The sequence below is a fragment of the Candidatus Chlamydia corallus genome (genome assembly GCF_002817655.1).
Lineage (GTDB): Bacteria > Chlamydiota > Chlamydiia > Chlamydiales > Chlamydiaceae > Chlamydia > Chlamydia corallus.
On sequence record NZ_NWQK01000001.1, the window covers coordinates 342,183 to 367,321 of the forward strand.

Sequence of the window (25,139 nt, forward strand, 5' to 3'; positions counted from 1 at the left end):
AAAGTATTTAAAAACTACCGACCAGTTTCCAGTAACGCTGAAATCTGAGGCCTGCTCTATATCTAACCAAAAATCTGGCGCCAATCCCTATATAGAACATCTTTTATTTCACATTTTTATCCTTGAAAACTTCGCTATTTTTGCTATGTTGGGATTTTAAAATGGAAGTAGATCTGAACTACACGCTCTTTTTCTTCCAAGACTTTTAACTCTTAATAACTATAATAATGGTCTGTGAAAACAATATTCTCTCTGGTAGAGGCATAGAATTGTTAAAAAAAAAATCTAATATCACTTTAACTCCTACGATTTATTCCGTTTCTAACCATAACATCCAACTCAAAGATTTTTCTCCTCAAGCCTTATCAGTTATCAAAACCTTACGTAAAGCAGGATATACCGCTTATATTGTTGGTGGTTGCATCAGGGATTTATTATTAAATACCACGCCAAAAGATTTTGACATCTCCACTTCGGCGAAACCCGAAGAAATTAAAGCTATCTTCAAAAATTGTATTTTGGTTGGCAAGCGTTTCCGTCTTGCCCATATTAGGTTTTCCAAGCAGATTATTGAAGTTTCAACATTTCGTTCTGGAAGCACGGACGAGGATGCTTTAATTACTAAAGACAATCTATGGGGAACTCCTGAAGAAGATGTCTTACGAAGAGATTTTACAATCAATGGATTATTCTATGATCCTGAGCAAGAAGAAATTATAGACTATACTGGTGGCGTTAATGATTTAAGGAATCGTTATTTGCGGACTATTGGCGACCCATTTACAAGATTCAAGCAAGATCCTGTACGAATGCTGAGATTGTTAAAAATTTTATCACGGTCTCCATTTACTGTAGAAACTCAAACTCGGGAAGCTTTAATTGCCTGTCGTCAAGAGTTGACTAAAAGTTCGCAAGCACGAGTCTTTGAAGAACTCATCAAAATGTTGAATTCGGGAACCGCAGAAAATTTTTTCCGTTTATTAATAGAGAACCATCTTCTTGAAATCCTTTTTCCCTACATGGATAAGGCATTCCGCTTAAATCGCACACTAGAAGAGCAAACAGCTACGTGCTTAAAAGCCTTGGATAGGAAGATACAACAAAAAGAGAGACAATATGAACGTCACCAGTTGATGGCCGTATTTCTTTTCTCTCTAGTGAACTTTAATGTCCGTTATAAGCATCAAAAACACCCCTATTTATCTTTAACGTCAATTTTTGATTATATCAAAAATTTCCTAGAACAATTTTTTGCCGACTCATTCACAAGTTGTTCAAAAAAAAATTTCATCCTTACAGCATTAATTTTACAAATGCAGTACAGGCTGACACCCCTGATTCCTACAAAAAAGGCTCCCTTCTTCAATAAAAAACTTTTACATCACACAAGGTTCTTAGAAGCATTATCTTTATTAGAAATTCGTAGTATAGTGTATCCTAAGCTCGATAAAGTGTACGCTGCTTGGATGCATCATTACCAAACTCTTAAATATAAAAAGGATTCTTGTTCTCAAAAGTAGGTCTAAACATGCTCCCTTCTGACCTAGTTTATCTTCTTTATCCCCTAGGATTCTTTGGTAGTCTTTTTTTTGGGATTGCTTTCTCAATACAGTGGTGGCTAAGTGAAAAACGTCAACGTGTCTATGCTCCTCGAAGCTTTTGGATTCTCTCCTCAATAGGGGCATTTCTGATGATTGTCCACGGGACAATTCAAAGCCAATTTCCTGTTATTTTACTTCATGTCATTAACTTGGTTATCTACCTCAGAAACTTAAATATCACTTCCTCTCGACCCATTTCCTTTCAAGCAACGTTGGTTCTTATGGCCTTGAGTGTGTTATTAGTGACGCTCCCTTTTCTCTATACTAACATAGAATGGATGGCATCCCCTAATATCCTAAACCTTCCTCTTCCTCCTGCACAACTTCGTTGGCATCTTATAGGATGTTTAGGTCTTGCTATTTTTTCAGGTCGTTTTCTAATTCAATGGTTCTACGTAGAGTTGAATAACACCAAGGGTTTCCCAGTAATATTTTGGAAAATTGGACTTCTTGGGGGGGTGCTGGCTTTCATTTACTTCATTCGAATCGGAGATCCTATAAACATTCTGAGCTACGGTTGTGGATTATTCCCATCGATTGCAAATTTATGCCTCTTTTACAAGGAACAACGTTTGAATCCCTATTCAAATACGCATTGCTTTCTCTCTGCTGGGGAAGCTAGCGGCGACATTCTGGGGGGCAAGTTAATCCAATCGATAAAGTCTCTCTATCCTAACATGACATTTTGTGGTGTTGGAGGTCCTGCGATGCGACAAGAAGGTCTCGAACCCGTCCTAAATACGGAGGATTTTCAAGTTTCGGGGTTTGTTGAAGTTTTGGGATCACTATTTAAATTATTTAGAAATTACCGAAAAATCCTAAAAGCCATAATCCAACAAAGGCCAGCGACTCTTATCTTTATCGACTTCCCAGACTTTCACTTTTTCTTAGTTAGGGCGCTAAGAAAACGCGGGTATCGAGGAAAAATCATCCACTATGTTTGCCCGAGTATCTGGGCGTGGCGTCCTAAAAGAAAGCGCATACTAGAGAAATATCTTGATGTGCTCCTACTCATCCTCCCTTTCGAATCAGGCCTTTTCAAAAATTCATCTCTCGAGACCATCTATTTGGGACATCCCCTAGTTAAGGAGATTTCTGACTATAAAGAAGAGACTTCTTGGAAAGAGAGGTTCCTTACTTCTGACCGTCCTATTGTTGCTGCCTTTCCTGGAAGTCGTCGTAGTGACATTGTTAGAAATTTGCGGATCCAAATACAAGCTTTTCTAACTTCATCGTTATCTCAAACACATCAACTTGTAGTTTCCTCATCAAGCCCTAAGTACGACGAAATCATCCAAGACACTCTAAAAGCAGAAGGATGCTGGCCTAGCCAAATCGTACCAGCGAATCTCCGCTATGAGCTCATGAGAAGTTGCGATTGTGCACTAGCAAAATGTGGAACTATAGTCTTAGAGACTGCCTTAAATCAAACACCTACAATAGTAACTTGTCGACTTAGACCTTTTGATACTTTTTTAGGAAAATATATCTTTAAAATTCTTTTACCCGCATATTCTTTGCCTAATATCATTATGAACTCTATTATTTTTCCCGAATTCGTTGGAGGAGAAAAGGATTTTTACCCAGAAGAAATCGCTATCGCTTTAGATTTGCTAAACCAACATGACACTAAAGAAAAACAAAAGGAAGCCTGCCGCAAACTATGCAAAGTTATGGCAACAGGAAAAATAGCTTCCGAAGATTTTGTAAAAAGAATTTTTAATATACTCCCTGTTAGGTGAATATTTGTACTTCCTAATGCAAATTAGGTTTAAAGTTAAATTAAGTGCAAAGCACTTCTTCTTAACGACTTTTAAGATATTTTGATTAAATATTATAAGTTGTAATAAAATGTTTCTATTTAATCCAATTCAAGATGCATATGTCTAGTCCCGTATCTTCGCCGCCACCTTCATTAGGAACTCCTAATCTGATACCGACAAAACCACTGGCTTATTCCCGAAGCACCGAACACATCTCCTCAGAAAATCAATGTCGAGCACGCCTAACTAAAGTTGCTCAAATGATAGATCCTACTTTCATATTCCGCACCTCTAAGAAGATATTGAACCCTTGTGGGTGTTCTGGTTCACTATGTTGGGTCATTGTCAACATACTAGTGTTTATCATTACGCTAGTACTATATACTATTCTTCTGCCAATTAAGCTCATCCTAGTGAGCATTCGTCAATGCATACCCCCTCCTAAAGTAAAGATTTTACGCGAACCTACTATTAATGAAACAAATGAAGTCATTACTCCCCTTATCCATGCTTTGGAGCAGCTGCTTTATGTAAATAATGAACTCCGCCCTTTTAGGATCAACGAGGAAAATCTAGACAAGGCTCCCGCACCCAATCCCTTTTTAAACAGGCTAATCGCGACTACAAGGGAAGAAAGCCTGGAAGCTATGCGGGCAATTCCCGACTTATGCTCGCAACTGAAAAAGGTATTAAAATCGCTAGGTGTGCTGACTAAGGAGTGGCAGAAAATGTTGGCGTATTTTGAGGGACTCAAATACGAATACGACTCGCATCCCGACAAACAGACGTTCCCAATTTTTATGAAAATACTCATAGAAGCTTTTACTTGCAAAGCTCCTTTCTTTTCTAATACAACCAGGCCCCCTAATACAAAGGAAAAACAGCAAGCAGCTTTATTCATTGCAATTTCTTCCACAACCTGTAAGCCAACTTGGGGAGAAGTCATAAGCAGAGCTCTTAGCAAACTCTATAGTAGTACTAATGAAGGAAGCAATCAGCTCCTTACCTGGGTCCAGGAGTTTAAAGAAAAAGAGCTAATGCTTCTGCAAGATGGAGAGGTTAAAGAGTATGCACATATAGGTCAGAAAAAAGGCCCTGAGTACACATCAGCGATAGAAAGCGCTCTAAAAAATGAAGCAACAGAAAAAGTACAATGGCATATTATCAACACTATGAAATGCTTCTATGGAAAACGTTTCGGTCTGATGGTAGAACACCTACAAGACACGTTTCGGTCTCTAACTTTACGTCAAACCACTGTAGAGACAAACGAAGGAAAAGAAGAAAGTACTCACCTAGCTACCCTTTTCCTAAGTAGGTATCTAGACAACCCTGGGAAGCTTGTGGATAGCGTCTTTCAAGCGTTGCAAAAAGCTAATCCGCAAACAAAAAACATAGTTCGCGATTTCGCCCTAGATGTATTAGCTGAAATCATAGGACTCCCCGAAACTACCGCGCATACCGAGGTTTTTTCCACACTCTTAATGGACCAAGATACTTATGAGCCTAACAAAGCTTGTGTAGTCTATTTACTCTATGTCCTAGGTATTATCCAGCCATAAAGCAACGTATAAGCACTAAAAAGAATAGAAAAGGGTTACTAAAATAACCCCTTTTGTCTTCGATTAAAGAACTGATACGCCTAGTTAGAAAATAATGCGGATACCGCCATTGAAATCATAAGCTGTTAGACCCTCTCTCCATTCATAATTAAATCCTAAATAAGTACTTAAATATGAATTCCACTCAGTATTATTATTAAAGCGAGCTTTCCAAGCTTTAGAAGGAATATCTACTCCATAACTTCTCCAAGAATAAGCTGCATCCTTTAGTGTAACCAAAGACACAGGCCTTTTACGATACACATCAAATACGTAAGAAAGCTGTACGCCATTCACTTCGGAACATGATCCACGCGAATATCCATGTTCTAAAGCAAAGCCTACAGGAATGGCTACATTCTCAAAGCGAGTTTTTTGGAAAGTTCTGACTTCTTTACCTTGTTCGTTGATCTCTGGCAGATCCATGCGGATATACTCTGCTTCCACAAAAGGAACTACTGTAGATACGATTGCTGATATAAACCGACGAGGATTTACAATATAGCGATAATCAATGCTCGTACCTGTAATAAATCCTTTTCCTACCCAAGAGCCTGTTGAACTCCCCAAATTACCATAATCTGTAGTCAAATCGTTGTTTATGTTACTATAAACAAAAGCTCCTTTTACCAACCAAGAACCTGCTAAAATCCCTGCGTAGGCAGCACCCATATAACTCTTAAGATGATTTTTAGCTTTGTAGGATTGGCTTTCAGTTTTACCAAACAACTGTGCAAAACATCCTCCAATTAAGAAGTCTTCAACAAGCTGTGTATCCAAACCTAAGCAATAACCTGCGAGCTGATGTTTGAATCCATCAAGATCTCCAGTATTTTGACAATCTTCAACAACACCTAACCCAGATCCCCAGATGTTTGTCGAGAAATCCAACTCCATTCTTTGAGCGATCGTATGATGTCCAAAGATCTCCTGTCTAAGAGCTCGAAGATCTGTATAATAGCTCCAAAGACTATTTAAAACTAAAGTCCCTTGCTTTTCAGGATTTAACTTATATCCAGTAGGTTGCCAACCCACCACAAGTTTTCCGTCTTCCATTTTAGTTTCAGACCAAACCCCTGTGTGACCATACGTTGCAGTTGTGATTGAGGGTAGAGAAACATCAATTTTTATATTAGATAGAGAAGCATCCGTTGTAGGAGTTCCTGACATTCCTTCTGCTGTCTTAAGAGCAATTAAAGAAATATCTTTAGGCGAACTTAAAAGAGCATGATTTTCATATCCCACATCGGTAGGATCTATAATCTTAAGATCTATTGTCGTAGAATTTAGTGTTGTTCCCTTAGGAAGGACAATTTCAGGAGGAAGAGGAAGAGTTCCATCTTGTTCAGGAGCAAACGAAGACAAATCTATAGTAATACTTGTGATATCGGCAAGTACTCTAGTATCTGCAATTTTATCGGGTGTAGGAGAGCTCATATTAATTTGAACTCCTGCAGAAACAAGATTCTCCTCTTTATTTTCTATAGGAAGAGAAACACTTTTATCAACTGAAGAATCAAAAATACGGAGGACAGAACCTGCGGATAATAAAATAGAGCTTCCTCCTTCCTGCTTCAGTCCTGCCAACCAAAGCTCTGTGTTTGGAGATAAAGCCAAGGTCCCCTCTTGTATAGCAGCAACTTGAGGAATCTTAGACGCTCCACGAGAAAACCGTATCGTACCCTCATGATGCTGTTCACTTTCATCTTTTGGCTTAGCATTAAAGATTAGTGAGGGGGCGTCTAAAGGACTTGTATTTTCAGCTGGCAAACCCCGAATTGAATTCTCTTGATAGGTAATTGGATCTTGGAAAAGAATGTTTTTACTTTGAACAGCAGAAAGCTCTAGTATTTTTGAATCTTTCCCACATAAGTGGATGGCATTAAAACTCCCATCAAAATTTATATTCCCTTCAAACGAGATATCACCACCAAAAGCCTCTAAACAAACAGTTCCGCCCTCTTTAATTTGGATACCAGCACCACTAGAAGCTCTGTTCCCATAGAAAGAAACAGTGCCTTGATTCTCTGCTATTTTGAGGTTTTGTGTATAGATGGCTCCTCCTCCAGACAACTCTTCTGTTACTGAAGAACTGGCAGTTTGAGTGCTATTTTTAGCAAATAGAATATTCCCTGTGTTGCCTGTAATCGTAACTGTCGGTGCATCATTGCTCTCAGAAGGAACCAAAGATCCTACAAAAATAGCTCCTCCAGAGGATCCCGCAGAATTGTCTAAAAATAGGACATCCCCTTCATTATTCTGAATATTTACAGAAATCTTCGCAAAAACGGCTCCTCCGTATGATCTTTTATCTTTAGAGTCACCAAAAACAAGGTTATCTTTGAATTCTATGCTTCCCTGATTCCCAACAATCGCTACAGAGCCTTGAGGAGCAGCAATTCCAGCACCACCAAGACGTGTTCTATTTTTAGAGAAAAATACTAAAGAACTATTGTCTGTAATGTTTACTGATTCGTCTAAAGCACAAACGGCACCACCGAATTTCCCAGAACCATTAGAGAAAAATTCAATGGCCCCGTTATGGGAGATATCTACTTTTTTAGCTAAGATAGCTCCTCCTGAATCACAACCATTTGAGGTTGTGTTATCAGAAAACACAACGGCTTGATTATTTCGAATGATAGCTTCGCTAGTAGAAAGCAAAGCACCACCTCCTACAATAGCTGAATCGCTAACAGTAGAAGACTCTTCACCACCACCAAGGTTATTAGAGAACCTAAGATTTCCTGTATTATCTGTAATTAAGATATGTCTAGCTAGAACGGCTCCTCCTCCACGAATATCCGTTGAGGAGATCACGCTTGGGTTTGCAACTTCTTCTGACAAAGGAGCTACTAACTCCTCTTCAATAATATTACCACAAGAACGATCTCTATAAGCACAAGCCTTATGGACACTATTGTCTTGATCTGTAGATTGCGCACCTGTTTCTGGGGTCCCTGTTTCTTCAGAAGCTATATATTTTTGAGCAAGACCTTGACCTTTATTTCCTTTAAAAACAATATCTCCAGAGTTATTAGAAATCCTTACTATATCGGTAGAAAGGATAGCGCCCCCGCCAACATATTCCCCTATCCAGAAGGTACTTCCACCTAAATTTCCTGCAAATTCTAGATTCCCGCTATTGGAATCTAGAAGAACATTACGACCCCATAAAGCTCCTCCACCAGCATAATCTTCTGCTTGTGTCATGACCTCTAAAACAGATGCTTTATTTTTTAGGAAAGTTACAGTCCCAGAATTCCCAATAATACTAATATTCTCTTTAGAAGTATTTTCTTCCGATGTAGGATTTAATCGAGATCCACAATAAATAGCCCCTCCCTGTTTCCTAACTTCGTTCTCTTCAAAAAGAATATCACCAAAATTATTTGCAATTAAAACCGTCGTATTTGCACTTAAGGCACCTCCAGTTAGGACGGCTGTGTTATGTTTAAAGGAAACCTCACTAATTGCTTCGTTCACATCAACAACATTTGCTAAAATCGCTCCACCGTGTGTGTTAGAAGTATTTTTAACATATTGAACTACTGTATTATTTCTTAAAGTAAAAGTACCTCCAACTGCTAGGGCGCCTCCACCCACAAAATCTGTAAGCCCTATACGTTCTCCAAGACTAATTAGAGATTGGTTTTCTAAAAATTCAACACCACTACAGTTGCCTTGAATATCGATGTCTCTTCCTGAGGATATTGCTCCTCCTGACAACGCCCGATTTTCCTTCCACAAAGCAGTGTTTTCATTATTTTTATAAACAAAATTTTCACAAGCAAAAGCTCCTCCGTTGGCCTTGTCAGAGCTATTTGTCTCCACAACAAGCACTCCCGTGTTACCTAAAATGGATATATTTCCATCTACAGAGGCATTTTGAACTCCACGATTACGAGCATTAAAAACAGCTCCTCCTCGAGAAAAATCTTTAATCAAATTTGAAGATTCAAGGTCTAAATTACTTGTACAACCAGTTAAAGTTAGATCACCAGAACGGGTCACAAGAATGTTAGCACCTGCGGCAGAGCCATCTTCTAAAGACTCACAAGATGTAAAGCTCAACCCTTTAGCAAAATTCTCAAAAACAATATCTTTATCAGAATAGACAGCAGCCCCAGACTTAGCAGCTTTAATATTTGCAAAACTTAGGCCTGCATTAACCCCTGCACCAGAAAAGATGATTCCTTGAAATGATGAATCAGTTGGAGAGAGGTACTGAGATGGTTTGTTTTTATAACAAAATGCTAAGCCATGAAAAGGATCTTTTAAGGAAATATCAGTAGTTATTCCAGAGTCTTTTCCTGCTGCTACCGAAGTTTCGGGGTCTTTAAGAGAATTCAATGGAATTTCTGTAGAGCTACTTTCTCTTGAAGTAGCTTCGCTCTTCTCTTTACTATCTGAGGATACTTCCTTGCTCACAGGATCGATTGTATCAAGCTGAGAAGTGGGTTGAAAAAAAGCTCTTGTATCTAAGTCAGACCAGACAAGTTGTTGATCAATAGTATATACTGTGGTTTCTTCAACAAGATGTTGAAAATTCTCTAAAAAATTAACATCCGAAATATCAAGACTCTTTCCAGAACTTCCTTCAGTAAGAGATATTGTAGGGTACAAAAACTTCTCGGATTCGTTTTGTAAATTAAGCTGATTTACAGATGGTTGTTCTTCTTCGACATTAGCAGGATTTTTAACCAACTTCTTGTTGAATACACCTAAATCCAGTTCAGAACTATATAAGGAGCTCGCTTGAAAAGAAATTCCTGCTGACAATACTGCTACTATTACGGAATGAGAAAATGAAGATCTATAAAATCGTACTATTTTTTTCGCTACCATTGCAACCTTAAACCTGAGAGGTGTTTATAAAGTATTTTGCAAAGTATGTAGCACTATCAACAAGATCCCGTCAATAAAGAAAAAGCTATACAGAGAAGCAAAAAATTGAATTTAGTTAAATTAAATCAGATTAGACAAAATACGCTTGCATAAGCGTGCTTGAGCAAGATTTATAGACCCTAAAATACCATGAAATAAAGAAGGGCCGCAGGCCTTACCGTGACATTTGATCACAAGTTTAGAAAGACCGCAGAGTACGGAGCCAGGATAAAACGTATAATCTAACCGACGTTTAATATCGGCCTCAATTTTATCTCCTAAAATACGTCGCAAGAATTCGAATACTCCCTCAGCAGTCTTTAAAAAGATATTTCCTGTAAACCCATCGGTTACGACGATATCTGCAGCACCATCAAAGACAGCACCGCTTTCTATATTACCTAAGAAAGCTCCTTCAAATGTTTCTCGAAGCATACGGAATGTTTGACGATGAGCTTCGGTACCCTTACGTTCTTCTGAACCAATATTAAGCAATCCGATAGTAGGAATCGTAGAATCACCGAGACACTGACGATAGGCAATCCCCATACGAGCAAAGCCTACCATCTCTTCGGGCTTTACAGCAATATTTGCACCAACATCTAAAATAACTGCACGACCTCGCATTGTAGGAACACAAACAAGTAATGCGGGTCGAGATACTGCCGGGAAAAGAGAAATCTTAGTACGTGCTAATGTAATTAATGCCCCTGTATTTCCTGTAGATACAAAAGCATCAATTTTATCCTCTTGAAGATAATCCAATCCTAAAGCCATAGATGAAGACTTTTTTCGGATAGCTACTAAAGGGGAGTCCTCCATAGCAACAAAATTTTCGGCAGCAATAATCTTAGGAAACTTCTCGGAAGGAAGTTCCGATTTAAATTCTTTTTGAATTTTCTTTTGAATATCCTCAGAGGCAAAAAGAGTGAATGCAAAAGGAATATCAGAATCTTGGGATTTAAGTACATCAACCAGCACTTTCCAAACAACAAGAGGAGAATGGTCCCCTCCCATTAAATCTATGCCAATTTGCACTTTCATAATAATCAGATAAGATTTATTTCTTTTCTACAGTCATAACGGCTTTACCGTTATAAAAGCCACAAGAAGAACATATAGTGTGAGGAAGAACCGCATGCTTACAATTACTACACTTCGCTGCGTAACAAACTTTCTTAGCATCGTGACTTCTTCGAATATTTTTTCTTGCATTACTATGTCGATTGCGTGGTACCGCCATGTTCCTTACCTTTTATAAATACTCAAAGGGATTATTCCCCTGATGTTTTTTTCTGTCTTCCAAAAATTTTAAGATATTTTTCCTTTCAGGACATCCTTGTCCGCTACATTCTTCAAAACGGTCACTTTCTAAAAGGAGCTCCTGACGAATCAATGGCTTGCAATCAAATACTCCTGAACTTACCTCATCATGAGATATCACACGTTGAAGATCTAACAAGCAGACAGGGTGTAAAAAAAAGTTACTACACACTGGACAACATAACCCTAGCTGAGTCTTTAAGCTTAACAAGAGAATCCATTGGTCATTGTCTATGCGTACCAAAGACCCTGAAACCTCAATGGGAGAGTTCAAAAGCTGTTCTTCCCCACTCTCTCGAATATATTCAGGGCCAATAGAATAGCTTATTTCTTCCGTATCCCCAGGCAATTTCAAACGAAAAATATATAATTTTAAATTATCAATACAGTCCATACTAAAATCTTTACTATCTAGAACCAAGACTTTTGGGGATTAGAAGGACAGCTTACCAAAGACAATGATTATAGAAAACAAAGACCTACAGTTGAAAAGAATTAAATTAAAATAACCTAGTTATTTTTAAAAAGAATCAAAAACCATTTCTGTAGAATTTTTTACCTATTTTCCTTATAATCACCAACGCAACTTATCTCATGAGCAGTTAGAAATTTAAGTTTCGACATCTAGAAACCACTTTTTTCCCAAACAAAATAAATAAGCTCAAGGATATGGTATAGGCAAAGGAAAGTCATGGAAAATGAAATTTTACTTAACATAGAATCAAAAGAAATTCGTTACGCCCATCTGAAAAACGGTCAACTCTTTGACCTAATTATAGAGAGAAAAAAAGTTCGACAACTTAAAGGGAATATTTACCGAGGTCGTGTTACGAACATTCTGAGAAATATTCAGTCTGCGTTTATTAACATTGATGAGAGAGAGAACGGTTTCATTCACATCTCAGATATTTTAGAGAACTCGAAGAAGTTTGAACAGATGTTCGATATGGATTTAGACACTCTTCCTGAAGAAACTTCTGAATCGGCTCTTCTTTCTGAAGAAGCTCCCATCGAAGAGTTTCTCAAATTAGACAGCCCTGTTTTGGTTCAGGTAGTGAAAGAGCCTATTGGGAGTAAGGGAGCACGTTTAACTTCAAACATCTCAATTCCAGGACGTTATTTGGTACTGCTACCAAACTCTCCTCACCGCGGGGTTTCTCGCAAAATTGAAGATCCCCATATGAGAGAGCAGTTAAAGCAACTCATTCGTTCTTTTGAAATGCCTCAAGATATGGGATTAATTTGCCGTACAGCAAGCACTACAGCCTCTACTGAAGCTCTCATTAATGAGGCTCATGACCTACTGCTGACCTGGAAAACAATTTTAGAAAAATTCTATTCTACAGAACAGCCCTGTTTGCTCTATTCAGAAACGGACATACTAAAAAAAGCTGTAATTACCTGTATTGACAAAAACTACAAGCGGCTCCTGATTGACGACTATGCCACGTATCAAAAGTGCAAGCGTATGTTAAAAAAATACTCTCCAGATGCTTCCATCAAAATAGAGTATTATCGGGATTCTATTCCGATGTTTGAGCGTTTCAACATAGAGAAAGAAATTGATAAGGCGACAAGAAGGAAAATTTGGCTTTCAAGCGGTGGTTACTTGTTTTTTGACAAAACAGAGGCTATGCACACTATCGACGTAAATTCAGGAAGAAGCACGCAATTAGAAAGTGGCGTAGAAGAAACCCTAGTTCAAATCAACCTAGAGGCAGCTGAAGAAATTGCTAGACAGATGCGTTTACGTAATGTGGGCGGATTAGTCATTATTGACTTTATCGACATGAAATCTCGTAAGAATCAGCGACGTGTTCTGGAACGATTGAAAGAACACATGAAATACGATGCGGCTCGCTGCACTATTTTAAGCATGAGCGAGTTCGGACTTGTTGAGATGACCAGACAAAGAAACCGGGAATCTCTAATGCAAACATTATTCACTATATGTCCATACTGCTGTGGCAATGCCATCATTAAAACACCTGAAAGTGTTGTAATTGAGATTGAAAGGGATTTGAAAAAGGTTATTAATCACAAAGAACACTCTCATCTTTGTCTTGTTGTGCATCCAGAAATTGCTAACTATATGAAACAAGAAAATGATGACGACGAAATGATAAACTTAGCTAAGCAACTAAAAGCTAAACTTCAGATCAATACATCAGACTCACTTCATTTAAATCACTATCAATTTTTCTCGCTCATTACAGGGGAAAGTATAGATTTATAGGGCAATACATGCAGTTTTCTAGGTATTTACGACATGCTTTTGATAATCAGTATCTCCCAGAGCCTTTACATCAACAATTTTCTGTTTTTCATCAGAATTACATTGATGCGGCTATAAGAAAATCTGCGTCTGCTCAAGCTGAAGCACTATGCTTACAATGGGTAAAAGTTATCATTGAAGACCTCAAAAACCCTTTTATCTTTCCTCCCTATCATAAAAAAATTCGTGCACCTATAGATCTATTTCGTTTGGGTATAGATTTTTTCTCTTTAGTCACTGACGACAAAAATTCTCGCATTTTAAACCTTCAGCGTCTTAAGGAAATTCAGGAATATATTACTAGGGGAGATAACGTTGTTCTCCTTGCAAATCACCAGACAGAATGCGATCCTCAACTCATGTACTATACCTTAGGAAAAACACATCCTGAATTAATGGAAAAAATGATTTTTGTAGCTGGAGATCGAGTGACTTCGGATCCCCTAGCACGCCCGTTTAGTATGGGATGTGATTTATTGTGTATTTATTCTAAGCGTCATATTGCCAGCCCACCAGAACTTCGGGAAGAAAAGCTCCTTCACAATCAGAAAAGCATGCAAATTTTAAAGACTCTGTTACATGAGGGCGGTAAATTTATTTACGTGGCCCCTGCAGGAGGTCGTGACAGAAAAAATAAAGAAGGAAAGTTATATCCTTCGGAATTCTCTCCAGAAAGTATTGAAATGTTTCGTTTATTAGCTAAGGCTTCTGATCAAATTACGCATTTCTATCCTTTTGCTTTGAAAACCTACGATATCCTCCCCCCCCCTCCAAAAATAGAAGATGCGATTGGAGAAGATCGAGCAATTTTCTTTGCTCCTGTTTTCTTCAATTTCGGAGATGAATTGTTCTTTGATCAATTATGTTCACAAGAAGAACTTGTTAACTGCGATAAACGTACTCAAAGAACATTGAGAGCAGAAAAAGTATTTTCTATTGTAAAAAATCTATATGAGGAACTGTAAGATGTTTTGGAAAATTTTATGTCCTATTTTAATTTGCGCCTCACTGTGCATAACATCTTGTAAACAACGGTTCCAGATCATCCCTAACGAGTGTCCTTTACAAGTCTCCACTCCAGCTGCTGCGAATCAGAAAATTGAAAAAATTATTTGTAGTAACGGCCTACCTCTTCTCATTATTTCAGATCCCAATTTTCCTACCTCAGGAGCCGCTCTTCTTGTAAAAACAGGAAACAATGCTGATCCCGAAGAATCTCCTGGGATGGCACATTTCACAGAGCACTGTGTCTTTCTTGGAAATGAAAAGTATCCTGATGTTTCTGGTTTCCCTGGATTTTTAAGTGCCAATAACGGGATGTATAATGCATTTACTTCATCAAATAGAACTACCTTTATATTTTCGGTAGAGAATTCTGCTTTTTCTGAAGCTCTGGACCAATTTGTTCATTTATTTATTCATCCAAAGTTTCGTCAAGAAGATCTTGATAGAGAAAAGTACGCGGTACATCAAGAATTCGCTGCCCATCCTCTTTCTGACAGCAGACGTGTTCATCGTATTCAGCAGCTTATTGCTCCTCAAAATCATCCCTGCGCCCGCTTTGGTTGTGGCAATGCCTCAACCCTAACTTCCGTAACAGGAGAGAAAATGGCTGAGTGGTTTAATCTACATTATTCTCCCGAAAATATGTGTGCAATTGCTTACACCTCCGATCCTCTTTCTAAAGCAACAAAACAGTTATCAAAGATCTTTTCTCAGATTCCTAGATCACAAAATTATGAGAAACAAAAGCCTTTTTTTCCTTCTGGAGACACTTCGTCATTAAAAAAGCTCTATATTAACCAAGCAATTCAGCCCACCCCTAATCTAGAGATTTACTGGCATATCTATGATTCTTCCCCTTCGATCCCTTTGGGCTGTTATAAAGCTCTTGCCGAAGTTTTAAGAAATGAGAGTGAGAACAGCTTAATGTCTGTATTGAAAAAGGAACAGCTGGTTACAAACTTAGATGTAGAATTCTATAGGAGTTCTTTAAATACTGGAGAATTCTATATTAGTTACCAGCTTACAGAGAAAGGCGATGAACATTATTCTAAAGTTATTGACTATACCTTCCAGTATCTTCGGTATATTCAAGAACATGGTATTCCTAGCTACACTTTAGAAGAAATCTCTACAATTAATGCTTTGAACTACTGTTACAGCTCTAAAGGCCCTCTTTTTGACTTACTTTGTAAACAAATCGTATCCCTAGCGAATGAGGACTTATCCACGTATCCCTACCATACGCTAGTTTATTCCAGATACTCTTCTCAAGACGAGTCTCTTCTGCTTAATTTAGTCTCTGATCCTGAACAAGCTCGCTATGTTTTATCTAGCAAGAACCCTAAAAATTGGGAAGGAGCTAGAGAGCTCTACGACCCTATTTTTAACATGACTTACCATGCAAAAGCACTAGATCATGTTAAGGATTATGGAAAAGTGCCATCGATAGAACACATGGCGCTTCCAAAGCCGAATATATTTATTCCTAAAGAAGTGACCCTTCCTGGAGTGCACTTACTGAAAAAACAAGAATTTCCTTTTGCTCCTGTACTCAGTTACCAAGGCGATAAATTAACTGTGTATCATTGCGAGGACTGCTACTATACAGCACCAAAACTTTCCAGCCAAATTCGCATCCGCTCTGCTCAAATTTCGAGGTCAGCTCCTCAACCTTTAGTTGCTACAGAGCTCTACTGCTTAGCTTTAAACGATCACCTTCTAAGAGAGTATTATCCTGCAACTACAGCAGGTCTTTCATTTACTTGTGGTTTAGGTGGTGATGGTATTGATTTAAGAATTTCGGGGTACGCGGCAACAGTCCCTGGATTACTACATTCTATTTTAACATCGTTACCTAATTTAGAGATCAATGAAGGGACATTCTCAGTATATAAAAAACAACTGTTAGAGCTCTATCAAGGATCTTTGCTCAACTGCCCGATACGTGCTGGGCTTGATCAGGCGATCTCACAAGTTATGAAGGGAACCTACTCTAATACTACCAAGCTGGCTGCTCTTGAGGAACTAACTTTTTCGCAATTCCAGGTGTTTACCTCGAACGTCTTCAATAGTGTACATCTTGAAGCTATGGTGTTAGGGAACCTTTCTGAGGAAGAGAAAAAAGGCTACATCGCTACTTTACAAGCTTTTACGGCATCGCGATCTGCCCATACTATAAAGCCTTTTTATTACGAGCTACAATCTAAGAGGGTTGCTGAGATTCATCATAATTATCCGCTAACTGCAAATGGCATGTTGCTATTACTTCAAGATGAGAATTCCCCATCTATACAAGGAAAAGTTTGTGCAGAGATGCTATTTGAATGGCTACACCACATTACTTTTGAGGAACTTAGAACCCAACAGCAGTTAGGTTATATGGTGGGGGCTCGCTATCAAGAGTTTGCTTCAAGACCTTTTGGATTTCTCTATATCCGTTCAGATGCGTATTCTCCTGAAGAGCTTTTTGATAAAACGTCTACGTTTCTTAAAAAGATCTCAGCTTCTCCTGAGAACTTTGGAATGTCACAAGAAAAATTTGCAAACATACGCAAAGCCTATATCAATAAACTGTTGGAGCCTGAGCATTCCTTAGATATTATGAACTCAGCCTTGTTTTCTTTAGCTTTTGAGCGGCCTTCTGCGGAGTTTTCAACCCCTGATTTGAAGATTGCTGCTGCAAAAGCATTAACATACAAAGATTTCTTAAACTATTGTCAATGTTTTCTTACTAATGAACTGGGGACAAAAACCAGTGTCTATATACGTGGCACTGAGAAGAATACATAAAACCACAATGCTTGTGCATTTGTTTTATCTTTGTGGTTCACCTAAAGAAACAGTAGAGAAATTCTGGGATGTTTCTCAACAACCAGAATACTCCCAAGGAAATTATTGAGGGTCCTAGGGCTCCAAGAAACAACCACCCCATATGAATTGCCGATGATGGAAATGCTGGCCTTAAGATTAGGTATCCCACAATATTTGGGATATTCGAGACTAAGGTAAGCCCTCCTGCTGCCATACAACCTACAACTACAAGATAATGATAGCAATCAGTAGCTACGGAGAGATTATGTACTAGGTAATTCACGAGTGCATTATCTAAGAATATAGATAGCGTATAAGAAACTGTCATATATCCGAAGTCTGACAGACCGTGCATTAAGTTTAGCACCCACCATTCTTGAAGATCTCCGAACACTACTAAGCCAGCATAAAAAAGTCCTACATAGCACACCTTAGGAAGATTTATAGGATCTTGATAAAAGATAGTAAACTTCTGGAACGCCAAGTAGAACAGCAGCAGAGCTCCCATGAACAAAGGTGTAGATCGTGACAATATTATAGAACTAACAAAAACAATATGCACACAGATGATCCACCAGGGTACTTGTTCACCAATAGGATCTTTGCCATTAGGGATGTCTGGGAATTTCTTAAACTCTTTCCGAAAGATAAAATAATAGATGGTTGTAGAGACAAGGATAGCAATTATGGCTTTCCATGCGAAGTGGGAAAGAAAAAACGAGTGTTCCCATTTTAGTGTAGGAAAGATCAGAAAGAGGGCTCTTGAGGATACATAGCTTGTAAGTCCTCCTATAGAGATGTTTGAGAACAGAAGGCCCATAGTAGCATACGCAAAGCGTTTTGAGGGAGAAAATACATAAAAGTGCTTCATAAGCAGAGTAGCACCAATAATCATAGCTCCTGTTTCTTTAAGAAGGCAGCAAAGAAGTGGGGGCGCTATCATTAATGTCCACCACCAAGATTTGGGAGAGGTATTTCCTATTTTAGCAATTGCGGAGAGTACGCGTTCTGCGAAGTATACTATAGGACGGGACTCTAGTAAAATAAGGATAACCATAATGAAGACTGCGAATCCGTAGTTTCTACTGTTAAAGTAGGCCAAGGTAATCCTGTAACCTTCGGTATATAGAAACCAGCAGAACAACGGAATTGCCCACAAGAAAAATACAATTTCCACTCTACTTAGGATTCTGAAGAGTTCTGATAGGCGGACATAACGTTTCCAACATTCTGGGAAAACAAGTTTTTTATGTTCGTAGGACTGACAGAGAGTATGAAGCCAGGGAGTAAGAAAGGTGTGCAATATCGAACAAAAAAAGAGCACTGCGGCTCCTATTTTTAAAGAATAAGAGTATGAAGGCAGGATCATAGAGAACCAGACAAGCTGAGTTAATACTTATGCGTAGACATAAAGGTATTCACAGTAAAAAGAAAGGGTCAAAAATTTAGAGGGAATCTTTGGTTGTTTTTTCCGTAGAGAAATAGAAATTTCACATTAAAAAGCTAAGACACACTTATAAAAGAAATTGTTTAAAATAAAAAAATCCTATAAGTAGGAAAGGAAGGTGAGGGTTTATTTATGTCTTACAAGATTACACTTCCTGAAGCTGATGAAAAGACTACTACAAAAGTAGAGCAAATTTCCAAAGCTTCTATTTTTATATTCTCTGCGCTAAAGGAAAAAACTAGTTTAGGTGATATCCATGGATTTTGCCAAGCAGAAAATTCACTTTCTGTAGAGGCAAATAAAATCATATCTGTGGCTGAACACACACTCGTGGGCTCTTTCTGTAGATAGGTTGTTTTACAGAATACCATTGATTTTTTCTATAAAGGCAACTTACGGGAACTCCTTGTGTTTGTTTGATTAGGCTATGAATATGAGACATTGCCTGGGAATCTTTTTCAAACTTGTTTGGATAGCAAACAAATAAAGTTGCTCCCGAACCTGACATAAGCACATGGCTATGGAAAGGACTCCATATCCTCTCTAGCATGTGTTTCTTATCTTTCAAGTCTGTGCGTATACGAAATACGGATTTTTCTAAATCATTTTCACCATAGAAGAAGGCTTTAGGATTTCCTCTACTCAAGTCTTGTGGAAGTAGGGATTGGTAAGCTCTTTCCGTGGAGACCCCTTGATCATCTAGATAAAGAACATATTTATGCTTATGATTACGTTTTTTTAGAGAAACGACCTGTTCTCCCCGACCTTTCCCTAACGCTACTCCTGAAGAAAAAAAAAAGGGACATCGCTTCCAATTTCCTTTGCCCAAAGTTGCAAAGTAGTTGCGGGAATATTTGTTTGGAAATGCTTGTTAAGGGCGTAAAGGGCCGTAGCAGCATTACTGCTACCTCCTCCTAATCCAGCCTGGAGGGGAATAGATTTATTGAGATACCAAGAAACGGGTTGTAAAATTTGTGTTTCCCTTCTGAAAATAGCAAGACTTTTCCAAATGAGATTAGAGGGGGAAAGCATTTCATCGACATTACTGACCAAATGATCCTTTGTGCTACTCTTTAAAGAAAGTGTGTCTCCAAAATCTATAGCTTGATACAGGGTTGTAAGCTCATGAAAATTGTCGGAACGTTTTTCCCATATTTTTAAAAAAAGGTTCAACTTTGCGGGAGAAAAGTATTGCATGATGTCCTTTCTAACAAACTTTTCTACCCTATACACTAGCCTTCTTGACTTTCTTCAGTTTGTTTCCCTTGTGCCAAAACAGTGACGTATTCATTATCAGAGGTAACTTCAACCAATAAAGTTGCGGTTACTTCTTCTTTTAGCTTTAAAGGAATGCTTTTCTTGCCCAAATTCTTGATAGCGTAGTGGGCATGAGGAAAATTTTTACGAACCAAGAAAATATTCTTCTTTGCGGCTTCTTCAATAATATCCGAGATGGTTACAGATCCGTACATATTATTATCAGGGTCAACACGTACTTGGAATTCCAATACAGTATCTTTGAGGACCTCAGCAATTCTTTCGGATTCTGTTTTATCAGCAGCAGCTTGTATTAAGCGTTGCTCTTTAAGCTTAGCTTGCAAACGCAGAGTCCCTGCACCAGCAATAACTGCTTTTTTCTTAGGGATAAGATAGTTACGGGTGTATCCAGGGAGAGCAGCAACTAAATCGCCACTACGTCCTAACCCATCAACATCTTCAAGTAAAAGTAGCTGTTGTTTCATTTTTCTTCCTATAAATTAATCTTCTCCAACAAAAGGCAACAATCCTAAATGACGGGCCCTTTTGATTGCTTGCGATAGCACGCCTTGGAAACGGGAAGAAACACCCGTAATTCTTCTAGGTAATACCTTACCTCTTTCAGTAATAAATTTTTTTAAGGTTTCAACATCCTTATAATCTATTGATTTCCAACCCGCGGAAACAAAAGGGCATTTTTTATTAAAACGCTTCCTTCTGTGTTCATTACTATGAACAGGCTTATTCATATTTTCTCCTTAATAAATTATTCGGGTAGAGAGGTAAACTCTAAAACTTCTTTTACAGAATCTGCTCTAAGAGTCATAAAGCGAAGCAGATCTTCATTTAAATGATACTCTTTCCAAAGCTCTGAAATTACTCCAGGAGAGGCAGAAAAATAAATAAAATAGTAGTAGCCCTCCCTAGCTCCACGAATAGTATATGCTAGTTTTTTACGTCCTTGATCGTGAATTTTATAAATTTCACCGCCGTAATTAGTTATGCCTGAAATAACCTTATCCAAAGCTTTGTGCCTAGCTTCTTCACTAAGAGTGACGCTAAACACATAGGCGCCTTCGTAAAGTTGATTTTCCTTTTTTCCCATTAAAAACTCCTAAACACAGACAGATAGAGTAGTTTATTATCCTTAAGATATCTCAGTCCACTAAAATTATTTCAGAAACGTCTTGAGTCATTTAAAATTCCGAACACCACTGGGTAAATAGAGCGGCTGCCTCAATAAATATAGATTTCAACTGAAGGTTTTCTTCTTCAGAGAATTTTCCTAAAACAAATTTAGATAGTTCAGCACCTTCTTCGGAAGGTCTTCCTAGACCGAACCTTAATTTCCAGTATTCATTCGAACCTAAACTGGAAGTAATGCTCTTAAGGCCATTGTGTCCCCCACTTCCTCCGTTAAAACAAAGGCGAAGTTTTCCGAACGAACGATTCACATCATCAGCGAGAACTAAGATGTGACTAAGAGCAATATTAAAATACTTTTTAGCCAAAATTACAGATTTGCCACTTAAATTGACAAAAGTCGTTGGCTTAATAAAAATCAAGGGCTCTGAAGAAGACTCTATAAGAGTCATTAAAGCGCAACATTTTGACAAAGGCTTAAATGGCGAGCCATGAAGTTCCTCTACCAACCTATCAGCTAATAAGAACCCTACATTATGTCGAGTATTTGCATATTCCCGCCCAGGATTCCCTATAGCTACAATCAGCTTAGCCATATTATCTTCTAGTGACGGTTATAGCGACTTCTTTCAAAGGTGTAATTGGTTCAATGCCATCAGGGATCTTTATATCAGACAGTTTTCTCGTTTGAGAGAGTCCAACAGACTGCACATCAAGTTCTAGAAAAGGCACAATATCTTTAGGTTTGCATACTACGCGAACCGAACGAATCACCTGTCTTAAAGATCCGCCTAGTTTAACTCCAATACAGTCCAAAGCATTGATACAACGAATGGGAATATTCAACTTTACAGGACGATCTTCCATGAGTTCTTCAAAATCTAGGTGAATGACATCATAAGTCGTTATTTGATATTGGATATCTTTAACTAGAGCTTTGACTATACGCCCTTCATAAGACAAAGAAAAGATCGTAGAAGATAGAGCGTCACTTTCTAAATTCGATAAAAACTTTTTAAAAACAAGTGCATCAACTGTGATATTAGCGAGGCTCTTGCCTCCAGAATAAATTACAGCAGGAATTCCGCCTCGCTGACGAATTTTCTTAAGAAAAGATTTCTTACCAGTCTCTCGACTTGTAACTACAAGCTCCATAATGTTGTTTTCTCCATAATCTTGAGTAAAAGAGCTCTGCGCTATGCATTCACTCTGAGAGTCCAAACATATTTTCTTAGAGGGCCAATCACTGTCATGTTTTGGACGTCTATCTGACAGTTTTCGAAGTAAAATTATATCTCCACTTTGGAAAAAGTCAATACTTTCCCTAATTTAAAGAATAGAGTTACCAAAAGGAGAAAAAGGACTCTGGGGTGGAAGGATTCGAACCTCCGATGCACGGTACCAAAAACCGCTGCCTTACCGCTTGGCCACACCCCAACGGAAAGCCATTAGTTTAACCAAACTTCAGTTTTTGAAAATAGGAAAATGATAAAAATCTCTCTTTTTTGGTCTTGAGATTTTACCTTCATGCTTGATATGGGATATTTTATAGTTTTAGGAAGAGTCTATGAGAATCGTACAAGTCGCTGTAGAATTCACTCCAATCATTAAGGTGGGCGGCCTAGGTGATGCCGTAGCAAGTTTATCAAAGGAGTTGGCAAAACAAAACGACGTGGAGGTACTTCTTCCTTATTATCCTTTTATTTTCAAATTCTCTTTATCCCAAATTCTTTCTGAGTCTTCTTTCTATTATGAATTTTTAGGAAAACAGCAGGCCTCTGCGATTTCTTATTCCTACGAAGGTTTAACGCTTACTATAATTAAATTGGATTCACAAATAGAGCTTTTCTCAACCACGTCGGTATACTCTGATAATAATGTTGTACGTTTCTCTGCTTTCGCAGCTGCAGCTGCAGCTTATCTTCAACAAGCGGATCCTGCTGACATTGTCCACTTGCATGACTGGCATACAGGCTTACTTGCAGGTTTATTAAAGCATTCTCTTCGTCCTGTGCATCCAAAGATTGTCTTTACTATCCATAATTTTGGTTATCGAGGATATTGTAGTACGCAGATGCTTGCTGCGTCACAAATTGACGATATTCATTTAAGTCATTACCAACTATTTCGCGATCCACAAACTTCTGTTCTAATGAAAGGGGCTCTATATTGTTCAGACTACGTTACTACAGTGTCTCTTACTTATGTGCAAGAAATCATAAATGACTATTCTGATTACGAACTTCATGATGCGATTTTAGCAAGAAATTCTGTTTTTTCTGGGATCATCAATGGAATTGATGAAGAAGTTTGGAACCCAAAAACAGATCCTGCTTTAGTGGCACATTACGATACCAGCCTATTAAACCAACCTGAGATCCTATTTACTAAAAAAGAAGAGAACAGGACGGCTTTATATGAAAAGTTAGGGATGAGTTTAGACTACTTTCCTTTGATTTGTATTATCTCGCGCATTGTGGAGGAAAAAGGTCCAGAATTCATGAAAGAGATGATTCTACATGCCATGGAAAACGGCTATGCCTTTATATTGATTGGCACAAGCCAAAACGACCATCTTCTCAATGAGTTCCGTAATTTACAAGAGTGTCTAGCCAATTCACCTAATATCCGTTTGATTTTGGACTTTAATGACCCTTTAGCAAGGCTAACTTATGCTGCTTCTGACATGATCTGCATTCCATCACATAGAGAGGCTTGTGGACTGACACAGCTGATAGCTATGCGTTATGGCACAGTTCCTTTAGTTCGTAAAACTGGGGGACTTGCTGATACAGTGATTCCTGGAGTAAACGGTTTTACTTTCTTTGATACAAATAATTTTAATGAATTTCGGGATATGGTTAGCAATGCTGTAGCTACTTATCGTGAGGAGCCCGATATTTGGTTGAATTTGATTGAGGCGGGCATGCTTCGGGCGTCTGGTTTAGATGCCATGGCTAAGCATTACTTAAACCTTTATCAATCGTTACTGTCATGATTCTTTTCTGAATCCTTTGTTTTAGATCTTTGGGATAAAAAGTTTTTGTTCATCCAAAAGTATTCTATTCCTGAAGCTATAGAATAAACAGCTATTATTGAAACCATAACCGAGGCAAAGAGTTCCAGTCCATCATCAGAAAGAAGCCCTAGAGAATGAGGGATCATAGCCAAAAGAATTAAGCAGAAGCTGACTCCTTGTAATATAGCTTTCAGTTTTCCACTAGCCCTTGCAGCCACAACACGCCCACGAAAAGCACATACAGTACGCAAAGTACTAATTACAGAATCTCGTGCTAAAAAGATAAATACCAAAAGCAGAGGCAAGTTCACTGGAGGCTGTGTAAAAGTCAGGTAGAGAGAAATTCTATAGATACTATCTGCCATAGGATCCAAGAGTTTGCCTAAATCAGTAACCTGTGAAAACTTTCTTGCAACATAACCATCGATAGCGTCTGTTAACTCGGAGATTCCCAAGAGAGTTAAAAGCACATAAGGCAAAACTACTGGAGTGATTCCAAACCATTTTCCCTTTAAATAAAGGATCATGAAAATGGGTGTAATAAATAGTCGGGAAAAAGTTATGTAATTAGGTAGTCCCACCCTACTCCCCTAATATATGTTTCTTTTCGGTCTCTGACGATCGCCTTATTAAGAGACAAAGGCAAGAAAATCAAAGTCTTCTTATTGTTTCGTTCTTTAGCTTATGTAAGGAAACCTTATATTTACTTTATTCGCAAGATCAAGGATAGCTGTGAGCTCAAAGGAGGTCATGCTTTCCTTAAGGTTGGTATTTCGTATGATTAGTTTTTGTATACCGAGAACCCTTACGCACCAAGCTAACTAGAAAATTTTCTAATTTTTCTAAATTATTGAAAATATTGTCAAGTACTATGAAAACAACTCTACATTGCGTGTGGCTACTAAAACATGTGCTACAGGATTTCTTCCAACTTTACTCAAGAGAGTTTGTAGGTCAAAAATCTTCGTATATTTAATTAAAATTGGAATGCTATCTTTAAAAACTTC

The 25,139-nt window shown here is 38.2% G+C and carries 21 protein-coding genes and 1 tRNA gene; 8 read left to right on the top strand and 14 right to left on the bottom strand.

Going from position 1 to position 25,139, the window contains the following annotated elements:
• Positions 1-227: 227 nt before the first annotated feature.
• The 3 genes from pcnB to CMV32_RS01520 all read left to right on the top strand — a co-directional run bounded on the left by pcnB (position 228) and on the right by CMV32_RS01520 (position 4,926).
• Complete coding sequence (gene pcnB, locus CMV32_RS01510) at positions 228-1,520, top strand: polynucleotide adenylyltransferase PcnB (RefSeq protein WP_100934170.1); 1,293 nt, start codon at positions 228-230, stop codon at positions 1,518-1,520.
• A gap of 8 nt (positions 1,521-1,528) precedes the next feature.
• A complete protein-coding gene (gene lpxB / locus CMV32_RS01515) occupies positions 1,529-3,343 on the top strand; it encodes a lipid-A-disaccharide synthase (RefSeq protein ID WP_100934171.1) in 1,815 nt (604 codons plus the stop codon).
• A 140-nt stretch (positions 3,344-3,483) separates the two neighbouring features.
• A complete protein-coding gene (locus tag CMV32_RS01520) occupies positions 3,484-4,926 on the top strand; it encodes a DUF1548 domain-containing protein (RefSeq protein WP_239923131.1) in 1,443 nt (480 codons plus the stop codon).
• A gap of 84 nt (positions 4,927-5,010) precedes the next feature.
• Here the strand turns inward: CMV32_RS01520 and CMV32_RS01525 are convergent, their stop codons facing one another.
• From CMV32_RS01525 to CMV32_RS01540, 4 genes are all read right to left on the bottom strand, one after another.
• The gene (locus CMV32_RS01525; protein WP_100934173.1) at positions 5,011-9,813 is read right to left on the bottom strand and encodes a polymorphic outer membrane protein middle domain-containing protein; all 4,803 of its coding nucleotides are present in this window, start codon (positions 9,811-9,813) and stop codon (positions 5,011-5,013) included.
• Between the two features lie 120 nt (positions 9,814-9,933).
• Positions 9,934-10,896 carry a phosphate acyltransferase PlsX gene (plsX, locus tag CMV32_RS01530; protein WP_100934174.1) on the bottom strand — a complete coding sequence of 321 codons (963 nt, stop codon included), beginning with the start codon at positions 10,894-10,896 and terminating at the stop codon, positions 9,934-9,936.
• Between the two features lie 16 nt (positions 10,897-10,912).
• Positions 10,913-11,095, bottom strand: coding sequence for a 50S ribosomal protein L32 (gene rpmF, locus CMV32_RS01535; RefSeq protein WP_100934175.1), 183 nt, complete (start codon positions 11,093-11,095; stop codon positions 10,913-10,915).
• 12 nt (positions 11,096-11,107) lie between these two features.
• Positions 11,108-11,569 (bottom strand): DUF177 domain-containing protein, encoded by a 462-nt coding sequence (locus CMV32_RS01540; protein WP_100934176.1) that lies wholly within the window; start codon positions 11,567-11,569, stop codon positions 11,108-11,110.
• 297 nt (positions 11,570-11,866) lie between these two features.
• Between CMV32_RS01540 and CMV32_RS01545 the strand changes: the two genes are divergently transcribed.
• The 3 genes from CMV32_RS01545 to CMV32_RS01555 are packed head-to-tail and all read left to right on the top strand — an operon-like array spanning position 11,867 to position 17,245.
• Positions 11,867-13,411, top strand: a complete 1,545-nt coding sequence (locus tag CMV32_RS01545; RefSeq protein ID WP_100934177.1) for an Rne/Rng family ribonuclease — start codon at positions 11,867-11,869, stop codon at positions 13,409-13,411.
• 8 nt (positions 13,412-13,419) lie between these two features.
• Entirely contained in the window at positions 13,420-14,415 is a 996-nt protein-coding gene (locus CMV32_RS01550; RefSeq protein ID WP_100934178.1) for a 1-acyl-sn-glycerol-3-phosphate acyltransferase, read from the top strand.
• 1 nt (position 14,416) lies between these two features.
• Entirely contained in the window at positions 14,417-17,245 is a 2,829-nt protein-coding gene (locus tag CMV32_RS01555; protein ID WP_100934179.1) for an insulinase family protein, read from the top strand.
• Positions 17,246-17,282: 37 nt separating this feature from the next.
• On the opposite strand, the gene CMV32_RS01560 is transcribed toward CMV32_RS01555, so the two are convergent.
• On the bottom strand, positions 17,283-18,635 hold the full coding sequence (locus tag CMV32_RS01560; protein WP_100934180.1) for a putative Na+/H+ antiporter: 1,353 nt from the start codon (positions 18,633-18,635) through the stop codon (positions 17,283-17,285).
• Between the two features lie 210 nt (positions 18,636-18,845).
• Between CMV32_RS01560 and rbp7 the strand changes: the two genes are divergently transcribed.
• The gene (gene rbp7, locus CMV32_RS05720) at positions 18,846-19,064 is read left to right on the top strand and encodes a reticulate body protein Rbp-7 (protein ID WP_151899111.1); all 219 of its coding nucleotides are present in this window, start codon (positions 18,846-18,848) and stop codon (positions 19,062-19,064) included.
• Here the strand turns inward: rbp7 and CMV32_RS05560 are convergent.
• The 8 genes from CMV32_RS05560 to CMV32_RS01600 all read right to left on the bottom strand — a co-directional run bounded on the left by CMV32_RS05560 (position 19,018) and on the right by CMV32_RS01600 (position 22,550).
• Entirely contained in the window at positions 19,018-19,542 is a 525-nt protein-coding gene (locus tag CMV32_RS05560; protein WP_100934181.1) for a 4-(cytidine 5'-diphospho)-2-C-methyl-D-erythritol kinase, read from the bottom strand. The two genes, rbp7 and CMV32_RS05560, sit on opposite strands and share 47 nt — an antisense overlap.
• Positions 19,491-19,910 carry a 4-(cytidine 5'-diphospho)-2-C-methyl-D-erythritol kinase gene (locus tag CMV32_RS05565; protein WP_100934348.1) on the bottom strand — a complete coding sequence of 140 codons (420 nt, stop codon included), beginning with the start codon at positions 19,908-19,910 and terminating at the stop codon, positions 19,491-19,493. Before CMV32_RS05565 ends, CMV32_RS05560 begins: the two co-directional genes overlap by 52 nt.
• Positions 19,911-19,945: 35 nt before the next feature.
• Entirely contained in the window at positions 19,946-20,455 is a 510-nt protein-coding gene (rplI, locus tag CMV32_RS01575) for a 50S ribosomal protein L9 (protein WP_100934182.1), read from the bottom strand.
• A gap of 15 nt (positions 20,456-20,470) precedes the next feature.
• Entirely contained in the window at positions 20,471-20,719 is a 249-nt protein-coding gene (rpsR, locus tag CMV32_RS01580) for a 30S ribosomal protein S18 (RefSeq protein ID WP_100934183.1), read from the bottom strand.
• A 17-nt stretch (positions 20,720-20,736) separates the two neighbouring features.
• Positions 20,737-21,075, bottom strand: a complete 339-nt coding sequence (gene rpsF, locus CMV32_RS01585) for a 30S ribosomal protein S6 (RefSeq protein ID WP_100934184.1) — start codon at positions 21,073-21,075, stop codon at positions 20,737-20,739.
• Between the two features lie 91 nt (positions 21,076-21,166).
• Positions 21,167-21,709, bottom strand: coding sequence for an aminoacyl-tRNA hydrolase (gene pth / locus CMV32_RS01590; RefSeq protein WP_100934185.1), 543 nt, complete (start codon positions 21,707-21,709; stop codon positions 21,167-21,169).
• A gap of 1 nt (position 21,710) precedes the next feature.
• The gene (locus tag CMV32_RS01595; protein WP_100934349.1) at positions 21,711-22,268 is read right to left on the bottom strand and encodes a 50S ribosomal protein L25/general stress protein Ctc; all 558 of its coding nucleotides are present in this window, start codon (positions 22,266-22,268) and stop codon (positions 21,711-21,713) included.
• A gap of 210 nt (positions 22,269-22,478) precedes the next feature.
• Positions 22,479-22,550 (bottom strand) — tRNA-Gln (locus tag CMV32_RS01600).
• Positions 22,551-22,680: 130 nt separating this feature from the next.
• On the opposite strand from CMV32_RS01600, the gene glgA reads away from it, so the two are divergent.
• On the top strand, positions 22,681-24,111 hold the full coding sequence (glgA, locus tag CMV32_RS01605; RefSeq protein ID WP_100934186.1) for a glycogen synthase GlgA: 1,431 nt from the start codon (positions 22,681-22,683) through the stop codon (positions 24,109-24,111).
• Here the strand turns inward: glgA and pgsA are convergent.
• On the bottom strand, positions 24,093-24,713 hold the full coding sequence (gene pgsA / locus CMV32_RS01610; protein ID WP_100934187.1) for a CDP-diacylglycerol--glycerol-3-phosphate 3-phosphatidyltransferase: 621 nt from the start codon (positions 24,711-24,713) through the stop codon (positions 24,093-24,095). The two genes, glgA and pgsA, sit on opposite strands and share 19 nt — an antisense overlap.
• Positions 24,714-25,139: the final 426 nt, after the last annotated feature.

Bases quoted from the DNA above. Each gene is read 5' to 3' on its own strand.
- pcnB (WP_100934170.1), top strand. From the start codon at position 228: ATGGTCTGTGAAAACAATATTCTCTCTGGTAGAGGCATAGAATTGTTA.
- lpxB (WP_100934171.1), top strand. From the start codon at position 1,529: ATGCTCCCTTCTGACCTAGTTTATCTTCTTTATCCCCTAGGATTCTTT.
- CMV32_RS01520 (WP_239923131.1), top strand. From the start codon at position 3,484: ATGTCTAGTCCCGTATCTTCGCCGCCACCTTCATTAGGAACTCCTAAT.
- CMV32_RS01525 (WP_100934173.1), bottom strand. From the start codon at position 9,813: ATGGTAGCGAAAAAAATAGTACGATTTTATAGATCTTCATTTTCTCAT.
- plsX (WP_100934174.1), bottom strand. From the start codon at position 10,896: ATGAAAGTGCAAATTGGCATAGATTTAATGGGAGGGGACCATTCTCCT.
- rpmF (WP_100934175.1), bottom strand. From the start codon at position 11,095: ATGGCGGTACCACGCAATCGACATAGTAATGCAAGAAAAAATATTCGA.
- CMV32_RS01540 (WP_100934176.1), bottom strand. From the start codon at position 11,569: ATGGACTGTATTGATAATTTAAAATTATATATTTTTCGTTTGAAATTG.
- CMV32_RS01545 (WP_100934177.1), top strand. From the start codon at position 11,867: ATGGAAAATGAAATTTTACTTAACATAGAATCAAAAGAAATTCGTTAC.
- CMV32_RS01550 (WP_100934178.1), top strand. From the start codon at position 13,420: ATGCAGTTTTCTAGGTATTTACGACATGCTTTTGATAATCAGTATCTC.
- CMV32_RS01555 (WP_100934179.1), top strand. From the start codon at position 14,417: ATGTTTTGGAAAATTTTATGTCCTATTTTAATTTGCGCCTCACTGTGC.
- CMV32_RS01560 (WP_100934180.1), bottom strand. From the start codon at position 18,635: ATGATCCTGCCTTCATACTCTTATTCTTTAAAAATAGGAGCCGCAGTG.
- rbp7 (WP_151899111.1), top strand. From the start codon at position 18,846: ATGTCTTACAAGATTACACTTCCTGAAGCTGATGAAAAGACTACTACA.
- CMV32_RS05565 (WP_100934348.1), bottom strand. From the start codon at position 19,910: ATGCAATACTTTTCTCCCGCAAAGTTGAACCTTTTTTTAAAAATATGG.
- rplI (WP_100934182.1), bottom strand. From the start codon at position 20,455: ATGAAACAACAGCTACTTTTACTTGAAGATGTTGATGGGTTAGGACGT.
- rpsR (WP_100934183.1), bottom strand. From the start codon at position 20,719: ATGAATAAGCCTGTTCATAGTAATGAACACAGAAGGAAGCGTTTTAAT.
- rpsF (WP_100934184.1), bottom strand. From the start codon at position 21,075: ATGGGAAAAAAGGAAAATCAACTTTACGAAGGCGCCTATGTGTTTAGC.
- pth (WP_100934185.1), bottom strand. From the start codon at position 21,709: ATGGCTAAGCTGATTGTAGCTATAGGGAATCCTGGGCGGGAATATGCA.
- CMV32_RS01595 (WP_100934349.1), bottom strand. From the start codon at position 22,268: ATGGAGCTTGTAGTTACAAGTCGAGAGACTGGTAAGAAATCTTTTCTT.
- glgA (WP_100934186.1), top strand. From the start codon at position 22,681: ATGAGAATCGTACAAGTCGCTGTAGAATTCACTCCAATCATTAAGGTG.